Annotated in this window: 18 protein-coding genes; 1 reads left to right on the top strand and 17 read right to left on the bottom strand. The window is 62.4% G+C overall.

All coding sequences use genetic code 11. From position 1 onward, the window contains the following. Positions 1-13: 13 nt before the first annotated feature. From rplV to rpsL, 11 genes are all read right to left on the bottom strand, one after another. Positions 14-400, bottom strand: coding sequence for a 50S ribosomal protein L22 (gene rplV / locus IVB42_RS10200; protein WP_007603022.1), 387 nt, complete (start codon positions 398-400; stop codon positions 14-16). A 10-nt stretch (positions 401-410) separates the two neighbouring features. Beyond that, a complete protein-coding gene (gene rpsS, locus IVB42_RS10195; protein WP_007603021.1) occupies positions 411-689 on the bottom strand; it encodes a 30S ribosomal protein S19 in 279 nt (92 codons plus the stop codon). A gap of 12 nt (positions 690-701) precedes the next feature. Then, a complete protein-coding gene (gene rplB / locus IVB42_RS10190) occupies positions 702-1,535 on the bottom strand; it encodes a 50S ribosomal protein L2 (protein WP_007611609.1) in 834 nt (277 codons plus the stop codon). Positions 1,536-1,547: 12 nt separating this feature from the next. Further along, on the bottom strand, positions 1,548-1,850 hold the full coding sequence (locus IVB42_RS10185) for a 50S ribosomal protein L23 (RefSeq protein ID WP_007603019.1): 303 nt from the start codon (positions 1,848-1,850) through the stop codon (positions 1,548-1,550). Next, the gene (gene rplD, locus IVB42_RS10180; RefSeq protein ID WP_247394766.1) at positions 1,847-2,467 is read right to left on the bottom strand and encodes a 50S ribosomal protein L4; all 621 of its coding nucleotides are present in this window, start codon (positions 2,465-2,467) and stop codon (positions 1,847-1,849) included. Before rplD ends, IVB42_RS10185 begins: the two co-directional genes overlap by 4 nt. A gap of 1 nt (position 2,468) precedes the next feature. Continuing rightward, a complete protein-coding gene (rplC, locus tag IVB42_RS10175) occupies positions 2,469-3,182 on the bottom strand; it encodes a 50S ribosomal protein L3 (RefSeq protein ID WP_007603016.1) in 714 nt (237 codons plus the stop codon). A 53-nt stretch (positions 3,183-3,235) separates the two neighbouring features. Continuing rightward, positions 3,236-3,544: a 30S ribosomal protein S10 gene (gene rpsJ / locus IVB42_RS10170; RefSeq protein ID WP_002712302.1), complete on the bottom strand. Its 309-nt coding sequence runs from the start codon at positions 3,542-3,544 to the stop codon at positions 3,236-3,238. 82 nt (positions 3,545-3,626) lie between these two features. Beyond that, positions 3,627-4,817: an elongation factor Tu gene (gene tuf, locus IVB42_RS10165; protein WP_018456453.1), complete on the bottom strand. Its 1,191-nt coding sequence runs from the start codon at positions 4,815-4,817 to the stop codon at positions 3,627-3,629. Positions 4,818-4,857: 40 nt separating this feature from the next. After that, positions 4,858-6,930, bottom strand: a complete 2,073-nt coding sequence (gene fusA, locus IVB42_RS10160) for an elongation factor G (RefSeq protein ID WP_026233180.1) — start codon at positions 6,928-6,930, stop codon at positions 4,858-4,860. A 30-nt stretch (positions 6,931-6,960) separates the two neighbouring features. Continuing rightward, a complete protein-coding gene (gene rpsG, locus IVB42_RS10155) occupies positions 6,961-7,431 on the bottom strand; it encodes a 30S ribosomal protein S7 (protein WP_007603009.1) in 471 nt (156 codons plus the stop codon). Positions 7,432-7,446: 15 nt separating this feature from the next. Then, positions 7,447-7,818 carry a 30S ribosomal protein S12 gene (gene rpsL / locus IVB42_RS10150; protein ID WP_007603006.1) on the bottom strand — a complete coding sequence of 124 codons (372 nt, stop codon included), beginning with the start codon at positions 7,816-7,818 and terminating at the stop codon, positions 7,447-7,449. A 640-nt stretch (positions 7,819-8,458) separates the two neighbouring features. On the opposite strand from rpsL, the gene IVB42_RS10145 reads away from it, so the two are divergent. Next, the gene (locus IVB42_RS10145; protein ID WP_085351283.1) at positions 8,459-9,697 is read left to right on the top strand and encodes an NAD(P)/FAD-dependent oxidoreductase; all 1,239 of its coding nucleotides are present in this window, start codon (positions 8,459-8,461) and stop codon (positions 9,695-9,697) included. Here the strand turns inward: IVB42_RS10145 and IVB42_RS10140 are convergent. From IVB42_RS10140 to rplJ, 6 genes are all read right to left on the bottom strand, one after another. Next, positions 9,625-11,646, bottom strand: a complete 2,022-nt coding sequence (locus IVB42_RS10140) for an ABC transporter ATP-binding protein (RefSeq protein ID WP_018456450.1) — start codon at positions 11,644-11,646, stop codon at positions 9,625-9,627. The genes IVB42_RS10145 and IVB42_RS10140 overlap by 73 nt on opposite strands. A 132-nt stretch (positions 11,647-11,778) precedes the next feature. Then, positions 11,779-13,839, bottom strand: coding sequence for an FAD-dependent oxidoreductase (locus tag IVB42_RS10135; RefSeq protein ID WP_018456449.1), 2,061 nt, complete (start codon positions 13,837-13,839; stop codon positions 11,779-11,781). 191 nt (positions 13,840-14,030) lie between these two features. Next, a complete protein-coding gene (gene rpoC / locus IVB42_RS10130; RefSeq protein ID WP_026233179.1) occupies positions 14,031-18,227 on the bottom strand; it encodes a DNA-directed RNA polymerase subunit beta' in 4,197 nt (1,398 codons plus the stop codon). Positions 18,228-18,355: 128 nt separating this feature from the next. Next, on the bottom strand, positions 18,356-22,471 hold the full coding sequence (gene rpoB / locus IVB42_RS10125) for a DNA-directed RNA polymerase subunit beta (RefSeq protein WP_018456447.1): 4,116 nt from the start codon (positions 22,469-22,471) through the stop codon (positions 18,356-18,358). Positions 22,472-22,953: 482 nt separating this feature from the next. Next, the gene (rplL, locus tag IVB42_RS10120; RefSeq protein WP_007602994.1) at positions 22,954-23,331 is read right to left on the bottom strand and encodes a 50S ribosomal protein L7/L12; all 378 of its coding nucleotides are present in this window, start codon (positions 23,329-23,331) and stop codon (positions 22,954-22,956) included. Positions 23,332-23,385: 54 nt separating this feature from the next. Beyond that, on the bottom strand, positions 23,386-23,904 hold the full coding sequence (gene rplJ / locus IVB42_RS10115) for a 50S ribosomal protein L10 (RefSeq protein ID WP_026233178.1): 519 nt from the start codon (positions 23,902-23,904) through the stop codon (positions 23,386-23,388). Between the last annotated feature and the right edge of the window lie 328 nt (positions 23,905-24,232).

The raw sequence follows: 24,232 nt of genomic DNA, 5'->3' as shown, positions 1-24,232 counted from the left end.
TCTCCTGCGTCCCTTAAGCCGCTGCTGCGGCTTCGACCTGACGAACGATGATCGTCAGCTGTGAAAATGGTTTGTAGACACGGCCCGAACGGCCACGGCCGCGGGCGGCAAAGCGCTTCATCACGAGGCCGTTGCCGACGAAGGCCTGCGCCACGACGAGATCGTCGACGTCGAGGTCGTGGTTGTTCTCGGCGTTGGCAATAGCCGATTCCAGGCACTTCTTCACGTCAACCGCGATCCGCTTGCGCGAAAACTGCAGGTCGGCGAGCGCAGCAGCCGCCTTCCGGCCGCGAATGAGCTGGGCGACCAGGTTGAGCTTCTGCGGGCTCACCCGCAGCATCCGGGCGACCGCCTTGGCCTCGTTCTCGGCGAGGCTCCGTTCGCGCTTAGGTTTGCTCATCGTTTAATCCTCAAGCCTTCTTGGCTTTCTTGTCCCCGGAGTGGCCATGGAAGGTGCGGGTCGGCGAGAACTCGCCGAACTTGTGACCGACCATTTCCTCGTTGACGGCCACCGGCACGTGCTTCTGACCGTTGTAGACGCCGAAGGTCAGGCCGACGAATTGCGGCAGGATCGTCGAGCGACGGCTCCAGATCTTGATGACGTCGTGACGGCCGGACGAGCGCGCGGCATCTGCCTTCTTGAGCAGAGAACCCTCGACGAACGGGCCTTTCCAGACTGAACGAACCATGTCCGGCGTTCCTTACTTCTTCCGCTTGTGGCGGCTTAGGAGAATGAATTTGTTGGTCGACTTGTTGGAGCGGGTCTTCTTGCCCTTGGTCGGCTTGCCCCACGGAGTAACCGGGTGGCGGCCGCCCGAGGTACGACCTTCACCACCGCCGTGCGGATGGTCGATCGGGTTCATCGAAACGCCGCGGTTGTGCGGCTTGCGGCCCAGCCAACGGTTGCGGCCGGCCTTGCCGATCGACGTGTTCATGTGATCCGGGTTCGACACCGCGCCGATCGTGCCGCGGCAACGGCCGTGCACCAGGCGCTGTTCGCCCGAGTTCAGGCGGATGATCACGTAGTCCTGGTCGCGACCGACGAGCTGGGCATAGGTGCCCGCGGAACGGGCGAGCTGGCCGCCCTTCCCGATCTTGACCTCGATGTTGTGGATGATCGTGCCGACCGGCATGTTGCCGAGCGGCATGACATTGCCCGGCTTCACGTCGACATAGTTGCCGGCGACGACGGAATCACCGACGGCCAAACGCTGCGGCGCCAGGATATAGGCCTGGGTGCCGTCTTCGTACTTGACCAACGCGATGAATGCGGTGCGGTTCGGATCGTACTCCAGCCGCTCGACCGTCGCGGGCGCATCGACCTTGTCGCGCTTGAAATCGACGGTACGCAACGTTCGCTTATGACCACCGCCGCGGAAGCGCACGGTGATGCGACCGGTGTTGTTACGGCCGCCGGAGGAGTGCTTGCCTTCGGTGAGCGCCTTGACCGGCTTGCCCTTGTAGAGGGCCGAACGATCGACCATGACCAGCTGGCGCTGGCCCGGCGTCGTGGGATTGAATGTCTTCAGTGCCATCGTCGTACGACCTTACAGACCGGTGGTCACGTCGATCCGGTGACCCTCTTCGAGAGTCACGATCGCGCGCTTGGAGTTCGACTGCGAGCCGAGATTGCCACGGAAGATCTTGGTCTTGCCCTTGCGGACCAGCGTGTTGACACTCTTGACCTTGACGTCGAACAGCTTCTCGATCGCTTCCTTGATCTGCGGCTTGGTCGCCTTCGCGGCCACCTTGAACAGCACCTTGTTGTGCTCCGAGGCGATCGTGGCCTTTTCGGTCACGACCGGCGACAGGATCACGTCGTAGTGGCGAGGCTCGATGTTCTTCGTCATTTGAAGCGCGCCTCCAGCGCATCGATGGCGGCCTTGGTCAGAACAAGCTTCCGACGGCGCAGGATGTCATAGACGTTGATGCCCTGGATCGGCAGCACGTCCATGTTCGGGATGTTGCGGGCCGCAGCGGCGAAGCCGTTGTTGAGCTCGGCGCCGTCGACGATCAGCGCGTTGGTCAAACCCAGACCGGAGAAATGACCGAGCAGCGCCTTGGTCTTGGCAGCTTCCAGCGCGGCCTTGTCGATCACGATGAGATCGCCGTCCTTGGCCTTGGCCGAGATCGCATGCTTGAGGGCGAGCGCACGGACCTTCTTCGGCAGGTCGGTGGCGTGCGAACGCACCACCGGACCGAAGGCACGGCCACCTCCGCGGAACTGCGGCACCCGGGCCGAGCCGTGACGAGCACCACCGGTACCCTTCTGCTTGTACATCTTCTTGCCGGTGCGCCAGATCTCGGCGCGGCCCTTGGCCTTGTGCGTACCGGCCTGGCGCTTGTTGAGCTGCCACTGCACGCAACGTGCAATGATGTCCTGGCGCGGCTCGAGGCCGAAAATGGTGTCGGAAAGCTGGACCGAGCCGGCTTCCTTACCTTCGAGGGTCGTGACCTTCAATTCCATCTCACGCCTCCTGCGCAGCCGGAGCAGCGTCCGCTTCGCCAGCAACCTTGAACTTGCCGGGCTTCGGAGCTTCCTTAGGCAGCGGCTTCTTGACGGCGTCGCGCACGCGGATCCAGCCGCCCTTGGAGCCGGGAACGGCGCCTTCGACGAGGATCAGACCGCGTTCGACATCGAGCTGGACGACCCGAAGGTTGAGCGTGGTGATGCGGTCGACGCCCATGTGACCGGGCATCTTCTTGTTCTTCCAGGTCTTGCCCGGGTCCTGACGGCCACCGGTCGAACCGATCGAACGGTGCGAGACCGAGACGCCGTGAGTGGCGCGCAGACCGCCGAAGTTCCAGCGCTTCATACCGCCGGCAAAACCCTTACCGACCGAAGTACCGGTGACGTCGACGAACTGACCGACGACAAAGTGGTCGGCCAGGATCTCGGCACCGACGGGGATCATCTGATCCGCGGAGACGCGGAATTCCTCGACCTGCCGCTTCGGCTCGACCTTCGCGACCGCGAACTGGCCGCGCTCCGCCTTGGGCATGTACACGGTCTTGCGGCTGCCAGAACCAAGCTGGAGCGCGACATAACCGTTTTTCTCTTCGGTGCGGTGGCCTACGACCTGGCAATTGCCGAGCTTCAGCACGGTCACGGGGATATGTTCGCCGGCCTCTGTAAAGACCCGCGTCATCCCGACCTTTTGTGCGATCACTCCGGAGCGCATCGGCGTGCTTCCTGTTCTTTCTGTCCGCTAGTGGCGAACGTGATCCAAAAATCTTAGAGCTTGATCTCGACGTCGACACCGGCGGCCAAGTCGAGCTTCATCAAAGCATCGACGGTCTGCGGGGTCGGATCGACGATGTCGAGCAGGCGCTTGTGAGTGCGCATCTCGAACTGCTCGCGGCTCTTCTTGTCGACGTGCGGCGAACGGTTGACGGTGAACTTCTCGATGCGGGTGGGCAGCGGAATGGGTCCGCGGACCTGCGCGCCGGTGCGCTTCGCCGTGTTCACGATCTCGCGGGTCGACGTATCGAGGATACGATGGTCGAACGCCTTGAGACGGATGCGAATGTTTTGGCCGTTCATTGCCGTGGTCTTTCTTCAATGGGGTGGCGAATAGCGAATAGCGAATGTCACATTCGCTATTCGCCGATCCCTATTCTCGTAATTACTCGATGATCGAGGCGACGACGCCGGCGCCGACGGTGCGGCCACCTTCGCGGATCGCGAAGCGGAGCTTCTCTTCCATCGCGATCGGCACGATCAGGTGCACTTCCATCGCGATGTTGTCGCCCGGCATCACCATCTCGGTGCCTTCCGGCAGATGCACGACACCGGTCACGTCGGTGGTGCGGAAGTAGAACTGCGGACGGTAGTTGGTGAAGAAGGGAGTGTGGCGGCCGCCCTCTTCCTTGGTGAGGATGTAGGCCTCAGCCTTGAACTTGGTGTGCGGCTTGACCGAACCCGGCTTGCACAGCACCTGGCCGCGCTCGACGTCCTCGCGCTTGGTACCGCGAAGCAGCGCACCGATGTTGTCGCCGGCCTGGCCTTGATCCAGCAGCTTGCGGAACATTTCGACACCGGTGACCGTGGTCTTCTGCGTGGCGCGCAGACCGACGATCTCGATTTCCTCGCCGACCTTGACGATACCGCGCTCGACACGGCCGGTCACGACGGTGCCGCGGCCCGAGATCGAGAACACGTCTTCAACCGGCATCAGGAACGGCAGATCGACCGGACGCTCCGGCTGCGGAATGTAAGCGTCGACCTGCTTCATCAGCTCGAGGATGGCGTCATGGCCGAGCGTCTTATCGGAATCTTCGAGGGCGGCAAGCGCCGAGCCCTTGATGATCGGGATGGTGTCGCCCGGGAATTCGTACTTCGAGAGCAGCTCGCGGACCTCGAGCTCGACGAGCTCGAGCAGTTCCGGATCGTCGACCATGTCGCACTTGTTGAGGAACACGACGAGCGCGGGAACGCCGACCTGGCGGGCGAGCAGGATGTGCTCGCGGGTCTGCGGCATCGGACCGTCGGCGGCCGACACGACCAGGATCGCACCGTCCATCTGGGCGGCGCCGGTGATCATGTTCTTCACGTAGTCGGCGTGGCCGGGGCAGTCGACGTGCGCGTAGTGGCGGTTCTTGGTCTCGTATTCGACGTGCGCCGTCGAGATCGTGATGCCGCGCGCCTTCTCTTCCGGCGCCTTGTCGATCTGGTCGTACGCGGTGAACGTCGCGCCGCCGGCTTCGGCGAGGACCTTGGTGATCGCCGCGGTCAGCGACGTCTTGCCATGGTCGACGTGACCGATGGTGCCGATGTTGCAGTGCGGCTTGTTACGTTCAAACTTTGCTTTGGCCATTTGACTCTCCGTTCAATCGTCAGTTCGAGACCGACGACAATCAGGCAAACTTCTTCTGGACTTCTGCCGACACGTTGGCCGGCGCTTCTGCGTAGTGGTCGAACTGCATGGTGAAGGTTGCGCGACCCTGGCTCATCGAGCGCAGGTTATTCACGTAACCGAACATGTTCATGAGCGGCACCATCGCGTTGATGACGTTGGCGTTGCCGCGCATGTCCTGACCCTGGATCTGACCGCGCCGCGAATTCAGGTCGCCGATGACGGAGCCGGTGTAATCTTCCGGGGTCACCACTTCGACCTTCATGATCGGCTCGAGCAGGACGGACTTGCCCTTCTGCAAGGCTTCGCGGAATGCAGCACGCGATGCGATTTCGAAGGCGAGCGCCGACGAATCGACGTCGTGATACTTGCCGTCGACGAGCTGAACCTTGACGTCGACCACGGGGAAGCCCGCGACCACGCCGGAACTCAGCACGCTGTTGATGCCCTTCTCGACGCCGGGGATGTATTCCTTCGGCACCGCACCGCCGACGACCTTGGACTCGAACTCGTAGCCCTTGCCGGGCTCGTTCGGCTCCACGATGATCGACACTTCCGCGAACTGTCCGGTACCGCCGGTCTGCTTCTTGTGGGTGTACTTGACTTCGGACCTCTTGGTGACGCGCTCACGGAACGCCACCTGCGGCGCGCCGATGTTGGCATCGACCTTGTAGGTGCGGCGGAGAATGTCGACCTTGATGTCGAGATGGAGCTCGCCCATGCCCTTGAGGATGGTCTGGCCGGACTCCTGATCGGTCGACACGCGGAAGGACGGATCCTCCGCGGCGAGCTTCGCCAGCGCCACGCCCAGCTTTTCCTGGTCGGCCTTGGACTTAGGCTCGATCGCGATCTCGATGACGGGCTCGGGGAATTCCATCTTTTCGAGGATCACCGCCTTGTCGGGATCGCACAGCGTGTCACCGGTGCGCGCTTCCTTCAGGCCAGCCAGTGCGACGATGTCGCCGGCATAGGCTTCCTTGATGTCTTCGCGGTTGTTCGCATGCATCAGCAACATGCGGCCGATGCGCTCCTTGCGGTCGCGCGTCGAATTGATGACGCCGGTGCCCGACAGCAGCGTGCCGGAATAGATGCGGCAGAAGGTGATGGTGCCGACGAACGGGTCGTCCATGATCTTGAAGGCCAACAGAGCCAGCGGCTCCTTATCGTCCGGCAGGCGAACGACCTCGTTGCCGTCTTCATCGACGCCCTTGATGGCGGGCACGTCAACCGGCGACGGCAGATAATCCACGACTGCGTCGAGCAGAGGCTGCACGCCCTTGTTCTTGAACGCCGAGCCGCACAATACCGGGAAGAACGCGCCAGTCAGCACGGCCTTGCGGATCAAGCGCTTCAACGTCGGCTCATCGGGCTCCTTGCCGTCGAGGTAAGCGGCGAGAACTTCGTCGTCGAGCTCGACGGCGGCTTCCAACAACTTCTCGCGATATTCCTTGGCCTTCTCGACCATGTCCTCGGGAATATCGATGTCCACGAACTTGGCGTCGAGCTTCTCTTCTTCCCAGACCACGCCCTTCATGCGAACGAGGTCGACCAGGCCCTTGAAGTTGTTCTCGGAGCCGATCGGAAGCTGGATCGCGATCGGCTTTGCGCCGAGGCGGTCGACGATGTCCTGCATGCACTTGTAGAAGTCAGCGCCGGTCTTATCCATCTTGTTGGCGAAGACGATGCGCGGAACTTTGTACTTGTCGCCCTGGCGCCAGACCGTCTCGGTCTGGGGCTCGACGCCCTGGTTCGAGTCGAGCACGCACACGGCGCCGTCGAGCACGCGCAGGCTGCGCTCGACTTCGATGGTGAAGTCGACGTGGCCGGGAGTGTCGATGATGTTGAGACGCTTGCCTTCCCAGAACGCGGTGGTCGCGGCCGACGTAATCGTAATGCCGCGCTCCTGCTCCTGCTCCATCCAGTCCATCGTCGCGGCACCTTCGTGCACTTCGCCGATTTTGTGGCTCTTGCCGGTGTAATAGAGAATGCGCTCGGTGGTCGTGGTCTTGCCGGCATCGATATGCGCCATGATACCGAAGTTGCGGTAATTCTCTATGGCATGAACGCGGGGCATGGAGTGTTCCTTAGATTCCGTGTGTCGCCGTTACCAGCGATAGTGCGAGAAGGCGCGGTTGGCTTCCGCCATCCGGTGCACGTCTTCGCGCTTCTTGACGGCGTTACCCCGGTTGTTCGACGCATCCAGGAGCTCCGCAGAGAGCCGCTCGGTCATCGTCTTCTCGTTGCGATCGCGCGCAGCCGAGATCAGCCAGCGAATGCCCAGCGCCTGACGGCGCACCGAGCGAACTTCGACCGGAACCTGATAGGTCGCGCCACCGACGCGGCGGGAGCGCACTTCAATCGTCGGCATGACGTTCTCGAGCGCCTGCTCGAACACGCCGAGCGGGTTCTGCTTTGTCTTGCTTTCAATGAGGCCGAACGCGCCGTAGACGATGCCTTCGGCGACCGACTTCTTTCCGGCGTACATTACCGAATTCATGAACTTCGTGACGATGATATTCCCGAACTTCGGATCGGGAAGGACTTCGCGCTTTTCGGCAGAATGGCGACGAGACATGGACCTGGTTCCCGCTTACTTCGGACGCTTGGCGCCGTACTTCGAACGGCGCTGCTTACGGTTCTTGACGCCCTGGGTATCCAGAACGCCGCGGAGGATGTGGTAGCGCACGCCGGGCAAGTCCTTGACGCGACCGCCGCGGATCATGACCACCGAGTGCTCCTGGAGGTTATGGCCCTCACCGGGGATGTAGCCGATCACCTCGAAGCCGTTGGTCAGGCGCACCTTGGCAACCTTACGAAGCGCCGAGTTCGGCTTCTTCGGGGTCGTGGTGTAAACGCGTGTGCAAACACCGCGCTTCTGCGGCGACTGCTGCAGCGCCGGCACCTTCTTGCGCGACTTCTGCACTTCCCGCGGTTGAGCGATCAGCTGGTTGATCGTCGGCATCCTGGCATTACCCTTTGTGTTCTGCCGCGGCCCGTCACCGGGTCCGCAAATTCTTTCGAGCTACCCGCCCGACGAGGCCGCCTTCCGCGGAACAATCCGCACAAAGCGAAATCGCGCCAACCACCCGTCAACGGGCGGAAAGCGCTTCGACGCCACAGAGGACCGCAGTAGTTGAACCGGTCAGCTTGAAGCTGCGGCCCGCGCACCGAGGTCATGCATCCGAATTCGATCTCGAGAGAACATGCTCAAGAGAACTAAAATCGCACTGGCATTGCCTAGCTATGATCGACAGCGTTTGAGCGGCATTCGTCGAGGTTGGTGCCTGTCTTGGTGATCCCAGGGGATCAAACAGGTGGCCCGTTCCGACGTTGGCGATGCTCACCGCCTGTCGTTAAGTGAGGGGGTTCTATAAGTGGGAGTCGGTCAAGTCAAGGCGAAACGTCAGTCAGAAGCGCTTCCCGCACCTGCCGAAATCGCTTCTTGGGCCGCTCGCTGCGCCTTCGTGAGATGGAAACGAAGAGCGCGTCGCGCCACCTCGAAACCTATTTATACCCGGGTTAAATATACTTTTATAACCATTGGCTAAGGCTTTCTTTCCTGTTGGAGCGCCAATGTGCCGCCTTGGGCAGAGATTAGCGCCATGCGGTACACCGACATTGCCATTATCGGCGGGGGATTGTCCGGCTCGACCGCCGCCGCGATGCTCGGCCGTAGCGGCATTTCGACCATCCTGATCGATCCGCATGAGAGCTATTCGGCGGACTTTCGGGTCGAAAAACTCAGCGGTCACGTGCAGGTTGGGCGATTCCTGCAGACGGGAATCGCCGAATCGGTGTTGCACCGCGCGACCTTTGTGGGTGAGAACTGGATCGCGCGCTTCGGCCGCCTTCTCGACAAGGCGCCGAGCCGGCAGTTCAACATCCTCTACGATTCCCTCGTCAACGCTGTCCGCGACGAAATTCCTGCCGGCGTCGAGCGCATCTGCGCCAAGGCTGTCTCGGTCGAGACGAGTGCGGAGCGGCAGAAGGTCACTCTCTCCAACGACGCGATGGTCTCCGCCCGGCTGGTCGTGCTCGCCAACGGACTCAATGTCGGCCTGCGCCACCAGCTGGGAATCGCCCGAAAAGTCGTCAGTGCCTGCCATTCGATTTCGATCGGGTTCGACGTGGTGCCCGCGGGACGGGACTCGTTCGACTTCCCTGCGCTGACCTATTTCTCGGAACGGCCGAGCGACCGCATCCCCTACCTCACGCTTTTTCCGATCGGGACGCGGATGCGCGCCAATCTGTTCGTCTATCGCAGCTTCGACGATCCCTGGCTGCGTGAGCTGCGCCGCGCGCCGGCCGAGACGTTGAACGCTGCGCTGCCACGGCTCAAGCACATCACCGGACCATTCGACATTCCCAGTGAGCTGAAAATCCGTCCGGTCGATCTCTATGTGAACGATGCCAGCGGCCAGCCGGGTCTCGTGCTGGTGGGCGATGCCTTCTCGACCTCCTGCCCGGCCGCCGGCACCGGGTGCGACAAGGTCTTCACCGACGTCGAGCGGCTCTGCAACGTCTATATCCCGCAGTGGCTGGCCTCCGACGGGATGGATACAAGCAAGATCGCCGCCTTCTACGCAGACCCGGTCAAGCGGGAGTGCGACGATTGGTCGGCCGCGAAGGCCTTCGATTTCCGCTCAGTCTCCATTGCGACAAGCCCTTATTGGACGGCGCAGCGCTGGGCACGCTTCATTGCCTGGTCGGTTCAGGGACTATTGCGGCCGCTTGGAGCAGCCTTCGATCTGGAGCCGAACTTCCTCGGTCACTCCTCCTCATCGTCCTCGTCGAGGTCGTCTTCATCCTCGTCGTCTTCGTCGCTGTCCTCGTCGACGTGAGCCGGCGCGCCATGCGGTTGGTGGATCTGGTCGTTCCACAGCTTGCGATAAGTGCCGTTCTTGGCGAGCAGCTCGGCATGTGAGCCGCGCTCGATCGCCCTGCCCCCTGAAATCACGATGATCTCGTCCATCTCGACCACCGAGGTCAGGCGGTGGGTTGACCAGATCATGGTGCGGCCCTTGGCGACCTTCAGCAGCGTGCGGTTGATCGCAGCTTCCGTGGTCTGGTCGAGCGCCGAAGTGGCTTCGTCGAGCAGCAGCACGGAAGGATTACGGATGACCGCGCGCGCGATCGCGATGCGCTGGCGCTGGCCGCCCGACAAGGTATCGCCGCGCTCGCCCACCGGCGTGTCGTATCGTTGCGGCAGGCTCATGATGTAACGGTGGATCTCGGCTTTCTTGGCCGCCTCCTCCACCTCCTCATCGGTCGCGCCCTCCTTGCCGAGCCGAATGTTCTCCCGGATCGACATGTTGAACAGCATATTCTCCTGGAACACCACCGCCATGCTCCGGCGCAGGGAGTCCAGCGTCACCTTGCGGACGTCGACGCCGTCGATGGTGACGCGCCCCTCGTCCGGCACATAGAGCCGCAGGATCAGATTCAGCAGCGTGCTCTTGCCGGAGCCGGACGGACCGACGATGGCAATGCGCTTGCCGACATTGAGCTTGAGGCTGAGATTGTCCAGCACTGGCGTCTGGCTGCCTTCGTACTGGAACGTCACGTGGTCGAAGGTGATGTCGTTGGTGATGCGGGGCAGATCGGGCGCGCCGGCACGATCGGCGCTGCGCGTGGGCTCGTCGAGCAACTCCTGCATATGACGGATCGCGGCTGCCGCGGAGATCGACACGGGGATGAAATGCATCACATGGGCGATGTTGTAGGACACCTCCCAGAACGCACTCTCGAAGGTGACGAAGGTGCCGATGGTAATCTGCCCCTTCGTCGCCAGATATGCGCCGATCGCGAGCACGACGAGATGCAAGAGCAGCACCGAGATGGTGACCGTCCGCTCCACCATGGTCGACAGGAACGCCGCCGAGGCCATCCTGTTTCGCGTCTCGTCGTTGCGGAATTTGAAGAAGCCGAACATCCGGCGTTGCAGGCTGAACGCCTTGATCACGGCCTGCGCCGCCACGTTCTCCTGCACCATGCCGAGCAGCGCAGATTCATTGAGCTTCTGCTCGTAATTCGCCTGGACAGCCTTCGGCGTCAGCATGCGGGGACCGATCAGCGTGATCGGGAACACCAGCAGCGCAACCGCCGCGAGCTGCCAGTTCAGGAACACCATCAGGATGATGCCCGCGATCAGCTCCAGGAACGGCAATGCCGCGCTGTTGGCGAAGGTCTTGACCGAACCCTCGAAGGCCGCGAGGTCGACTGAGAAGCGCGACAGGATCTCGCCGCGCTTGGTGCGGCCGAAATAGGCCGCCGGCAGGTCCTGGACGTGCTCGAACAGCCGTTTGCGGACGTCGGAAATGATGCACGCCGCGAGCCGCGCATCCCAGCGCTCGTACCAGACCGCGACGATCGAGGTGAATATGCCCGCGACCGCGAGCACGCCGAGGATCTTGTACAGCGCCTGAAAATCCTCCTCGCCGAGCGCGTCGTCGATCAGGTACTTCAGGCTGAGCGGCATGATGACGTTGAAGAGCGTCTCGACGAAGACGCCGAACGCCACGAAGGACAGCATCTGCTTGTAGTTGAACAGGAAGGGTTTGACGAAACCCAGGATGGTCGCGAGCGCGCCGGCGGCCTCGCGCGCGGTAAAGACGACGAGGTCCTCGTCCTCATCGTCGTCATCGAGCTCCAGCCCGCCATCCTCCTCGTCTTCATCGTCCTCGTCGTCTTCAAGGTCCGGCTTGGCGGTAGGGACAAGCTTGTCGTCGAGCTCGGCCGCCTCTTCCGCGGCGAGCTTCTGTTTGTCGGGCGGGAGGGGCTTGGACGCCATGAAACCAACCGATGCTGACGGCCGGCATGACCGCAGAGAAAGCAGGAAATAGCGCCAACCGCTACTGCATCGATTCTATGCGATCAAGATGAATTCGGCAAAACAATTGGCGAAGGCGCCCGCTTCAGGCGGCTAGTCGTCTTCCTCATCCTCGACCTTGTCGAAAAAGGAATAGCGCAAGGAATCGGCGTCGGCGTACCACTGGCCCGGTCCCTTGTTGGCGGCGAGCGTCGTCTCCCAGAGCGCGTCCGTGCAGTCCTTGCGGTGCATCGACAGCTCGAAGCCGTTGCCGAAGAACAGTTCGGACCATTCCCACCAGGTGCCGAGCTTCTTGACGCCGCGCAGAAGGTCGTAGCGGTCGATCAGTGCCGGCGCCATGTCCGAGGTGATCGAGCCGAACACGAGCCCGGTCTTGACCACACGGTTCAGCTCCCTGATCGCACGGACCACCTGCTTCGGGGAAACATGGCAGAGGCTGGTCTCGAACACGAAGTCGAACGCACCATCCTTGAACGGCATGTCGGTGATCGAACCGAGCTTGTTGTACTTCCTCAGCGCCTTCGGCGTTCTGGCGTGAATGGTGCGGTTGTTCTCGATACCGAAGGCATCGATGCCGCGATCACGTAGCGCGCCGACAAGCTCGCCGCTGGCCGAGCCCGCGATCAAGAGCTTCGTGCCTTTGGCCTTGCCCCAGACGATGCCGATCAGTTTTGTGAGATAGTCGGGATCCGTGAAGTGTTGCCACACCTCGCTGTAGGGGCCCTGGCCGCGATAATTGTCAAAATAGGCACGATCGATCTTGTCCGAGAGCGGCTTGTCGTCCTGGGAACGCTCGCGGCGCAAGCGCATCATCTCGGTCAAGATGATGTCGGTCGCCGCGTCCGAGGAATCGAGCAGGCCGTTCAGCGTCGAGTCGAACAGATAGTCGCCGACCACCACGATTCCGGGATGTTCCTTCGGCTCGGGCCGGTGGTTGGTCATGACGTCGCGCACGGGCAAGCCGCCCGGAATCGCGTTCACCGAGGACAGCCAGCGGTGGATCTTGCCTTCCATGAAATGCGCGCGTGCATCGCCGAGCGATGCCGGAAGCGATTTCAGCGCGGCATCGATCAGCTCCCGGTCGGAGAGATTCGCAAAGGCCAGCGCATCGGAGCCCGGAATCAGCCAGTTCAGCACGCCGTGCTTGCCCACATCATGGCGGGCGCCCTCGTTATAGACGCAGCAACCGCCAAAGGCTTCCGACATGAACCAGGCGCCGGCGATCTTGTCGCCCCAGAACGGCGTGTCGAACAGGATCGAGACACGCAAATAGTGCGCAGGACGGTCGAAGTACGCGACGTGCTTGACCATCGACTTGCGGAGCTGTTCGCCTTCCCAGCCGACGGTCCCAAGCCAGGAATGCGGCAGACAGACCAGCACAAGGTCGAAGTCGCGCGTCTCCGGCCCCTTGCCGTTCATCATCTTGAGTTGATAGCGGCCGGTCGGCGCCTTGCCGACCGTGAGGATTCGGTGATTGAGCTGGATGTCGGCATTGACCTCCGACTGGAGGCACTCGATGAGCTGCTCGTTGCCGTTCTGGATGGAATAGAGGCCGATATAGCCGTCGACATCCATCAGGTAGTTCTTGAGCGCGTTGAGCCCGTTGGTGTTGTGGCTCTCGGTCGCGAGGTCCGAGCGCGCCATCACCTTGAAGAATCGCTTTGCGGTCTCGTCCTCGACCTCCTCGTCGAGCACCTGTTCGGCGGTCTTGTAGGCCCAGGGATTCTCGTTGTCGTGCGCGCCGACACCCTCGTAGTACTCGATCGGCGTCATCGCCTCGGCGCAGCGCTTACGGAACGCCTCGATTGCGGCTGCGGTCTTGGCACCGTATTTGCGGCGCATGCCCGCGACGTCGTTGAGGAGCTCACCGCCGAACTGCACCTGCTCGGCATCCATCGGAATGGTCTGCAGGCCGAAATGCTGGATCAACTCGCGCAACGGATCCGGCCCGGTCATCGAGTAGTCGTAGATCTCGGCAACGCCGGCCTCGTACATCGCGGGCGCGGAATCGAATTTGCGCGTGACGATCTTGCCGCCGAGCCGGTCGGATGCCTCGTAGATGGTGACGCGGCAGAGGTCGCCAAGCTTGCGCTTCAGATACCAAGCGCTCATCAGCCCGCCGGGGCCGCCGCCTACGATTGCGAGATCAAGCATGAGAATTCCGTGGTCTCCGGCCCGCCCCCTTCACGGGACCACCGGTCTAAGCTCTCCTAGCAGAAGCGCTTTTGCGCCTGAAGGAAAGATGAACAAAGGTTGATCCTGCACCGCAACAGGGAAACAAAGCAGCAAAAAGGCCGGCTTTCGCCGGCCTTTTCAGTGTCCTCGGTATTCCTACGGATGAACGATCATTCCGCAGGTGGCAGCGCCATCGGCTCCACTTCCGGCGCCGGCGGCACGACCGCCGCCTGCTTCTCGCGCTCGTCGAGGATCATCTTGTCGCGCTTCACAGCGACTTCGCGGATCTTCGCCATGGAGGCGCCGGTGCCTGCCGGAATCAGCCGGCCGACGATGACGTTCTCCTTGAGGCCTTCGAGCGGATCGACCTTGCCGTTGACCGCCGCTTCCGTGAGGACTCGGGTGGTCTCCTGGAACGAGGCCGCCGAGAAGAAGGAGCGGGTCTGAAGGCTCGCCTTGGTGATGCCGAGCAGAACCGGCGTCCCCGTGGCGATCTTCTTGCCCTCTTCCTTGGCCTTCGCGTTGATCTGGTCGAACTCGATCTTGTCGATCTGCTCGCCCGAGATCATGTCCGTGTCGCCCTGGTCGGTGACTTCCACCTTCTGGAGCATCTGACGGACGATCACCTCGATGTGCTTATCGTTGATGAGCACGCCCTGGAGCCGATAGACCTCCTGGATCTCGTTGACCAGATAGGCCGCGAGTTCCTCGATGCCCTTGACCGCCAAAATGTCGTGCGGCGCCGGATTGCCTTCCACGATGAAGTCGCCCTTTTCGACGACGTCGCCGTCCTGAAGGTGGATGTGCTTGCCCTTCGGGATCAGGTACTCGCGCGCCTCTTCGGTCTTGTCCATCGGCTCGATCGAGATGCGACGCTTGTTCTTATAGTCGCGCCCAAACCGGATGGTGCCCGCGATTTCGGCGATGATCGCCGCATCCTTCGGACGCCGAGCCTCGAACAGTTCCGCCACCCGCGGCAGACCGCCGGTGATGTCGCGCGTCTTGGCGCTTTCGGTCGAGACACGGGCGAGAATGTCGCCCGCCTGGACCTTGGCGCCGACATCGACCGACAGAATGGCATCGACCGACAGCATGTAGCGGGCATCGCCGCCACGGGCGAGCTTGAGCACCTTGCCGTCCTTGCCCTTGATCACGATGGCGGGACGCAGGTCCCCGCCGCCGCGCATCGAGCGCCAGTCGATGACCACGCGCTTGGCAATACCGGTGGCCTCGTCGAGCGTTTCCGAGATCGACTGTCCCTCGACCAGATCCTCGAAGCCGATAGTACCTTCGACCTCGGTGAGGAGCGGACGGGTGTAGGGATCCCATTCCACGATACGCTGGCCACGCTTGACCATGTCGCCCTCGTCGACGTGCAGGCGCGAACCGTACTGAATACGGTGCGTCGCACGCTCGGTGCCGTCGGCATCGACGATCGCGATCACCATGTTGCGAACCATCGCGACCAGGTGGCCTTCGCTATTGCGGGCGATGGCCTTGTTCCTGATCACGATCTTGCCGTCGAAGTTGGATTCGACGAAAGATTGCTCGTTCAGCTGCGCCGCACCGCCGATGTGGAAGGTGCGCATGGTGAGCTGGGTGCCCGGCTCGCCGATCGACTGGGCCGCGATGACCCCGACCGCTTCGCCGTGGTTGACCGGCGTGCCGCGAGCGAGATCGCGGCCGTAGCACTTGCCGCAGATGCCGTTGACGAGCTCGCAGGTCAGCGCCGAGCGGATCTTCACCTCCTGGACGCCGCCCTGATGGATGGCATCCAGATGGCTCTCTTCCATCAGCGTACCGCGCTTGAAGATCACCTTGCCCGTGCTGTCACGCACGTCTTCGCAGGCCGTGCGTCCGAGGATGCGCGAGCCGAGCGAAGCGACCACGGTGCCGGCATCGACGATGGCGCGCATCTTGATGCCGAGCTTGGTGCCGCAATCGTCCTGCGTGATGATGCAATCCTGCGCGACGTCGACGAGACGACGGGTCAGATAGCCGGAGTTCGCGGTCTTCAACGCGGTGTCCGCGAGGCCCTTGCGGGCGCCGTGGGTCGAGTTGAAGTACTCGAGCACCGAGAGGCCTTCCTTGAAGTTCGAGATGATCGGCGTCTCGATGATCTCGCCCGACGGCTTGGCCATCAGGCCGCGCATGCCGGCGAGCTGGCGCATCTGGGCCGGCGAACCGCGGGCACCGGAGTGAGCCATCATGTAGATCGAGTTGATGTCGGCATCCGCCCCACTCGCCGTCTTCTTGGTCGAGGAGATCTCCTTCATCATCGCCTTGGCGATTTCTTCCGTGGCCTTCGACCAGGCGTCGACGACCTTGTTGTACTTCTCGCCATGGGTAATCAGACCGTCGTTGTACTGCTGCTCGAAATCCTTCGCCAGCGTACGGGTAGCGTCGACGATCTTCCACTTGGAGTGCGGCACGACCATGTCGTCCTTGCCGAACGAGATGCCGGCCTTGAACGCGTTGTAGAAGCCGAGCGCCATGATGCGGTCGCAGAAGATCACCGTCTCCTTCTGGCCGCAGTGGCGGTAGACCTGGTCGATGACGCCGGAGATCTCGCGCTTGGTCATCAGCTTGTTGATGATCTCGTACGGAACGCGCGGGTTCTTCGGCAGCAAATTGCCCAGCATGACGCGGCCGGCGGTGGTCTCGATCCAGCGCCTGGAGATCTTGCCGGTCTCGTCGATGCCTTCCCACCGGTACTTGATCTTGGTGTGGAGGTGGATGACCTTCGCGTGCAGCGCGTGCTCGAGCTCCGCCATCTCGCCGAAGATCTTGCCCTCGCCGGGCAGGCCTTCGCGCATGATGGAGACGTAGTAGAGACCGAGCACGATGTCCTGCGACGGCACGATGATCGGCTGGCCGTTCGCCGGATGCAGGATGTTGTTGGTCGACATCATCAGGACGCGCGCTTCCAGCTGCGCTTCCAGCGACAGCGGAACGTGCACGGCCATCTGGTCGCCGTCGAAGTCGGCGTTGAACGCGGCGCAGACCAGCGGGTGGAGCTGGATCGCCTTGCCCTCGATCAGCACGGGCTCGAACGCCTGGATGCCGAGGCGATGCAGCGTCGGTGCGCGGTTGAGCAGCACGGGATGCTCGCGGATGACCTCGTCCAGGATGTCCCAGACCTCGGGCCGCTCCTTCTCGACCAGCTTCTTGGCCTGCTTCACGGTGGTGGACAGGCCCTTGGCGTCAAGCCGCGAGTAGATGAACGGCTTGAACAGTTCGAGCGCCATCTTCTTCGGCAGACCGCACTGATGCAGGCGCAGCTCGGGACCGACCACGATCACCGAACGGCCCGAATAGTCGACGCGCTTGCCGAGCAGGTTCTGACGGAACCGGCCCTGCTTGCCCTTGAGCATGTCGGCGAGCGACTTCAGCGGACGCTTGTTGGCACCGGTGATGACGCGGCCACGGCGGCCGTTGTCGAACAGCGCGTCGACAGCCTCCTGAAGCATGCGCTTCTCGTTGCGGATGATGATGTCCGGCGCGCGCAGCTCCATCAGCCGCTTCAGGCGGTTGTTGCGGTTGATGACGCGGCGGTAGAGATCGTTGAGGTCCGAGGTCGCGAAGCGGCCGCCATCCAGCGGCACCAGCGGACGCAGGTCCGGCGGAATCACCGGAACCACCGTCATGATCATCCATTCCGGCTTGTTGCCGGAGTGGCGGAACGCTTCCACGATCTTCAGGCGCTTGGCGAGCTTCTTGTGCTTGATGTCGGAGTCGGTCTCCTGCATCTCCGCACGCAAGGTCAGCTCGAGCTTCTCGAGGTCCATGCCCTTGAGCAGCTCGCGAATCGCTTCCGCGCCGATCATGGCGGTAAAGGAATCCTGGCCGTATTCGTCCTGCGCCTTCAGATACTCGTCTTCCGACAAGAGCTGACGGTCCTTCAGCGCGGTGAGGCCCGGCTCGAGCACGACGTAATATTCGAAATAGAGGATCCGCTCGAGATCCTTCAACGTCATGTCGAGCAGGAGGCCGATGCGCGAGGGCAGCGACTTCAGGAACCAGATGTGGGCGACGGGGGCCGCGAGCTCGATATGGCCCATGCGCTCGCGCCGGACGCGCGACAGCGTGACCTCGACCGAGCACTTCTCGCAGATGATGCCCTTGTACTTCATGCGCTTGTACTTGCCGCACAAGCACTCGTAGTCCTTGATCGGCCCGAAGATGCGGGCGCAGAATAGGCCGTCGCGCTCGGGCTTGAAGGTACGGTAGTTGATGGTTTCCGGCTTCTTGATCTCGCCGTACGACCAGGACAGAATCTTCTCGGGGCTCGCGATCGAGATCCGGATCTGGTCGAAGACCTGAGCCGGCGTCGTCGGATTAAAGAGATTCATAATTTCTTGGTTCATCGTCTTCTCCTCGCGTGCCGGTCGCCTCCGGCAGCAAATTCGAAAATCACTATGCGGGGCGCCCTGCCCTCGCGATTCCAGGACTGGGCGCCGATGCCCGGCCATTCAGGCCGGGCATGAGGGTCGTATTACTCGGCCGCTTCCGCCGTCCCCGGTCCGACCTTGGAATTGTGCAGATCGACGTTGAGGCCGAGCGAGCGCATTTCCTTGACCAGCACGTTGAACGATTCCGGAATACCGGCCTCGAAGGTGTCGTCGCCACGCACGATCGCCTCGTACACCTTGGTACGGCCGGCGACGTCGTCCGACTTCACGGTCAGCATCTCCTGGAGCGTGTACGCCGCGCCGTAAGCCTCGAGCGCCCACACTTCCATTTCGCCGAAGCGCTGACCGCCGAACTGCGCCTTGCCGCCCAGCGGCTGCTGGGTAACGAGCGAGTACGGACCGATCGAACGCGCGTGGATCTTGTCGTCGACGAGATGGTGCAGCTTGAGCATGTAGATGTAGCCCACCGTCACCTTGCGGTCGAAGGCGTCGCCGGTGCGGCCGTCATAGACGGTCGACTGGCCCGAAGCGTCCAGACCGGCAAGCTTCAGCATCTCCTCGATGTCGGCTTCCTTGGCGCCGTCGAACACCGGCGTCGCGATCGGAACGCCGCGGCTCAGATTGTGGCCGAGCTCGATCAACTCGTTGTCGTTGAGCGACTTGATCGTCTCGTCCTCGCCGTAGACCTTCTTCAAGGTTTCCTTCAGCGGCCGGATGTCCTGCTTCGACAAATAGGCATCGACCGTCTGGCCGATACGCTTGCCGAGGCCGGCACAGGCCCAGCCGAGATGGGTCTCGAGGATCTGTCCGACGTTCATGCGCGATGGCACGCCGAGCGGATTGAGCACGATGTCGGCATGCGTACCGTCTTCGAGGAACGGCATGTCCTCGATCGGCACGATCTTCGACACCACGCCCTTGTTGCCGTGGCGGCCGGCCATCTTGTCGCCGGGCTGGATCTTGCGCTTCACCGCGACGAAGACCTTGACCATCTTCATCACGCCGGGCGGCAATTCGTCACCGCGCTGAAGCTTTTCGACCTTGTCGAGGAAGCGCTGTTCCAGCCCCTTCTTCGACTCGTCGTACTGCTTCCGCATGGCCTCGATCTCGGCCATCAGCTTGTCGTTCGGCGAAGCGAACAGCCACCACTGCGACTTCGGGTACTCCTCGAGCACCGCACGGGTGATCTTGGTGTCCTTCTTGAAGCCCTTCGGACCGGCGATGCCCTGCCGTCCTTCGAGCAGCTCGGCAAGACGGTTGTAGACGTTGCGGTCCAGGATCGCCTGCTCGTCGTCGCGGTCCTTGGCCAGACGCTCGATCTCTTCCCGCTCGATCGCCAGCGCACGCTCGTCCTTGTCGACGCCGTGCCGGTTGAACACGCGCACTTCGACGATGGTGCCCTGCACGCCCGGAGGAACGCGCAGCGAGGTGTCGCGGACGTCGGAAGCCTTCTCGCCGAAGATGGCGCGCAGGAGCTTTTCTTCCGGCGTCATCGGGCTTTCGCCCTTCGGCGTGATCTTGCCGACCAGGATGTCACCGGCGCGTACTTCCGCGCCGATGTACACGATGCCGGCTTCGTCGAGGTTCTTCAGCGCTTCTTCCGAGACGTTCGGAATGTCGCGGGTGATTTCCTCGGGTCCGAGCTTGGTGTCGCGGGCCATTACCTCGAATTCTTCGATATGAATTGAGGTAAACACGTCTTCCTTCACGATCCGCTCGGAGAGCAGGATCGAGTCTTCGAAGTTGTAGCCGTTCCACGGCATGAACGCGACGAGCACGTTCCGGCCGAGCGCGAGCTCGCCGAGATCGGTCGACGGACCGTCGGCGATGATGTCGCCCTTCTTGACAATGTCGCCGACCTTCACCAGCGGACGCTGGTTGATGCAGGTCGACTGGTTGGAGCGCTGGTACTTCATCAGCCGGTAGATATCGACGCCCGACTTGGTCGGATCGAGATCTTCCGTGGCGCGGATCACGACGCGGGTGGCGTCGATCTGGTCGATCACGCCCGAACGGCGCGCCGCGATCGCAGCACCCGAGTCACGCGCAACCACGCCTTCCATGCCGGTGCCGACGAACGGCGCTTCGGCGCGAACCAGCGGCACCGCCTGGCGCTGCATGTTCGAGCCCATCAGCGCGCGGTTGGCGTCGTCGTTCTCGAGGAACGGGATCAGCGCGGCCGCGACCGAAACGAGCTGCTTCGGCGACACGTCCATGTAGTCGACCTTGTCCGGGGTGACCGGCAAGACTTCGCCGGCGTGACGGCAGACCACGAGATCTTCGGTGAAGCGGCCCTTCGGATCGAGCGGCACGTTGGCCTGCGCGACCGTGTAGCGGCCCTCTTCCATCGCCGAGAGGTACACGACCTCGTCGGTGACGCGGCCGTCCTTGACCTTGCGGTAAGGCGTCTCGACGAAGCCGTACTTGTTCACGCGCGCGAAGGTCGCGAGCGAGTTGATCAGGCCGATGTTCGGACCTTCCGGCGTCTCGATCGGGCAGATGCGGCCGTAATGCGTCGGATGCACGTCGCGGACCTCGAAGCCGGCGCGCTCGCGGGTCAGACCGCCCGGTCCAAGTGCCGACAGGCGGCGCTTGTGGGTGATCTCCGACAGCGGGTTGGTCTGGTCCATGAACTGCGAGAGCTGCGAGGAGCCGAAGAACTCGCGCACGGCGGCGGCCGCCGGCTTGGCGTTGATCAGGTCCTGCGGCATGACCGTGTCGATGTCGACCGAAGACATGCGCTCCTTGATCGCGCGCTCCATGCGGAGCAAGCCGATGCGGTACTGGTTCTCCATGAGCTCGCCGACCGAACGCACACGGCGATTGCCGAGATGGTCGATGTCGTCGATCTCGCCCTTGCCGTCGCGCAAATCCACCAGCGTCTTGATGACGGAGAGGATGTCTTCCTTGCGGAGCGTGCGTTGGGTGTCGGGCGCATCGAGGTCGAGGCGCATGTTCATCTTGACGCGACCGACCGCCGAGAGGTCGTAGCGCTCGGCGTCGAAGAACAGTGACTGGAACATTGCCTGCGCCGAATCCAGCGTCGGCGGCTCGCCGGGACGCATCACGCGGTAGATGTCGAACAGCGCGTCCTCGCGCGTCATGTTCTTGTCGGCCGCGAGGGTGTTGCGGATGTAGGCGCCGACATTGACGTGGTCGATGTCGAGCAGCGGCAGCTCCTTGTAGCCGTGCTCGTTGAGAACCTTGATCGACTTGTCGGTGATCTCTTCACCGGCTTCCGCGTGGATCTCGCCGGTCTTGGGATTGACGAGGTCCTCGGCGATGTAGTTGCCGACGAGCTCAGCATCCGAGAGGCGCAGCGCCTTCAGCCCCTTCTCCTGCATCTGACGCGCACCGCGCACGGTGAGCTTCTTGCCGGCTTCGAGCACGACCTTGCCGGTATCGGCGTCGATCAGGTCGTTGATGGTCGAGTAGCCGCGGAAACGATTGGCGTCGAACGGAACGCGCCAGCCTTCCTTGATCCGCTTGTACTGGATCTTCTTGTAGAAGGTGCTGAGGATCGCCTCGCCGTCGAGACCAAGCGCGAACATCAGCGACGTCACCGGAAGCTTGCGGCGACGGTCGATACGCGCATAGACGATGTCCTTGGCGTCGAACTCGATGTCGAGCCAGGAGCCGCGATATGGGATCACGCGAGCGGCGAACAGCAGCTTGCCCGACGAATGGGTCTTGCCCTTGTCGTGGTCGAAGAACACGCCCGGCGAACGGTGCATCTGCGAGACGATGACGCGCTCGGTGCCGTTGACGATGAAGGTGCCGTTCATCGTCATGAGCGGGATGTCGCCCATGTAGACGTCCTGCTCCTTGATGTCCTTGACCGACTTCGCGCCGGTTTCCTCGTCGATATCGAACACGATGAGGCGTAGCGTCACCTTGAGGGGGGCCGCGAAGGTCATGCCGCGCTGGCGGCACTCGTCGACGTCGTATTTCGGCGGCTCGAACTCGTAGCGGACGAATTCCAGCATCGAGGTGCCCGAGAAGTCGGAGATCGGGAACACCGAGCGGAACACCGCCTGCAAGCCCTCGTCCGATCGACCGCCCTGGGGCTCGTCGACCATCAGGAACTGGTCATAGGACGCCTTCTGAACCTCGATGAGGTTCGGCATCTCGGCGACTTCCTTGATGTGTCCGAAGAACTTGCGAACGCGTTTGCGACCGGTGAATGTCTGCTGCGCCATCGTGGCCTCTCATTTTCGTCGCCCGATTTGGGCGCGCCCTCCGGAACGCGGCGACCGCCGCTCCCCGGGTTGAATTTTTCGAACCCGTCTTGGGGGCCGGAGACTCAGTTTCAGGTAGGAATGTCCTGAATCTGTTCTTCAGACCTTCAAAACGCAAAACGACGCGCGGGGCGCAGGAGCGCGCCCGCCCGTCACAACCAACCTCTTCACGGACTGCAAAAGCCCGAAATAGCTTGCTCTCCCAACGGCTTACAGGGAATGCGGCATCCCTGCCCACCGCGCTTTCGTGCTGCCGACCCGATATGGGGCGACATTAGTGCAGATTCGAGGGACAAACCCTCAAATCCCCACACTTTTTCGTGTTCGGCCTGCGTCGGGTCGTTCCGTCGCACGCCTTTTGCATCTGGCCCGCCCTTTCAGGGAGCGGACCGAGACCCCGGTTGCGATGATGCTCACCGGGATCTCGTGTCAGTAAGCGCTGCTTACTTGAGCTCGACCTTCGCGCCAGCCTTCTCGAGCTGGGCCTTGAGCTTCTCGGCTTCGTCCTTGTTCACGCCTTCCTTGACAGGCTTCGGCGCGCCCTCGACGAGGTCCTTTGCTTCCTTCAGGCCCAGGCCGGTGATGGCGCGGACTTCCTTGATGACCTCGATCTTCTTGTCGCCGGCAGCGGCAAGAACGACCGTGAACTCGGTTTTCTCTTCGGCCGGAGCGGCGGCAGCGCCACCACCAGCCGGGCCGGCCACGGCGACAGCCGCGGCAGCCGAAACGCCCCACTTCTCTTCGAGGAGCTTCGCGAGTTCGGCAGCTTCGAGCACGGTGAGGCTCGAGAGGTCGTCAACGATCTTCTGCAGGTCAGCCATTGTTCAGTTTCCTTGAATGTAAGTCTGGTTCGGGTTTGAGTTTTGCGAAGGGCGTCAGGCCGCTTCGCTCTTTGAGGCATAAGCCTGAATGACACGCGCGAGCTTGCCCGCGGGCGCGTTGGCGAGCTGAGCGATCTTGGTCGCCGGGGCCACAAGCAGGCCGACGATCTTGGCGCGCAGTTCGTCAAGCGACGGCAGCGAGGCAAGTGCCTTCACGCCGTCGACATTCAGGACGGTCGTTCCCATCGAGCCGCCAATGATGACGAACTTTTCGTTCGCCTTGGCGAATTCGACGGCGACCTTTGGCGCCGCTACCGGATCGTCCGAAGTGGCGATCACGGTCGGTCCCTTCAGCATGGGGCCGATGGCAACGACGTCAGTGCCTTCAAGAGCAATTTTGGCGAGACGGTTCTTCGAGACCTTCACCGAGGCGCCAGCCTGCTTCATCTGCGAGCGCAGCTTCTGCATCTGGGCAACGGTCAGGCCGGAATATTGGGCAACGACCGCGACGCTCGTGGTCTTGAAGACCCCATTGAGCTGTTCGACCGCTTCCTTTTTTGCCGCTCGTTCCACAGCAAGCTCTTTCCGGTTGGCGGTCATCGCGAAAGCGGGACCGCCGGGTTGCACCCATCGTCCCGCCCAAACCTGAACCTCAGGGCCAAACCCATCGGACACGCCGGGCAAGACGACAATTCAAAGCCTGCCCTCCGAGAGCCCGTTAGAGCCCACGGCGTGTCGAGGTCCGAACCAAACCCATTCCGCAACCGACCCTAAGGTGGCCACGAAGTGAAATCCGGTCTTCACCCGTCTATGCAGGCCATGCGATTAAGCCGTTGAGAAATCGGAATTCCCCGCGGGCGCCTGCAGTCTTGGACAGGACAAGGTCAGCCGGCGAACCGCC

The sequence above is a fragment of the Bradyrhizobium sp. 45 genome (assembly GCF_023073155.1).
Taxonomy (GTDB): domain Bacteria; phylum Pseudomonadota; class Alphaproteobacteria; order Rhizobiales; family Xanthobacteraceae; genus Bradyrhizobium; species Bradyrhizobium canariense_D.
This window is presented reverse-complemented; position numbering and strand designations above follow the sequence as displayed.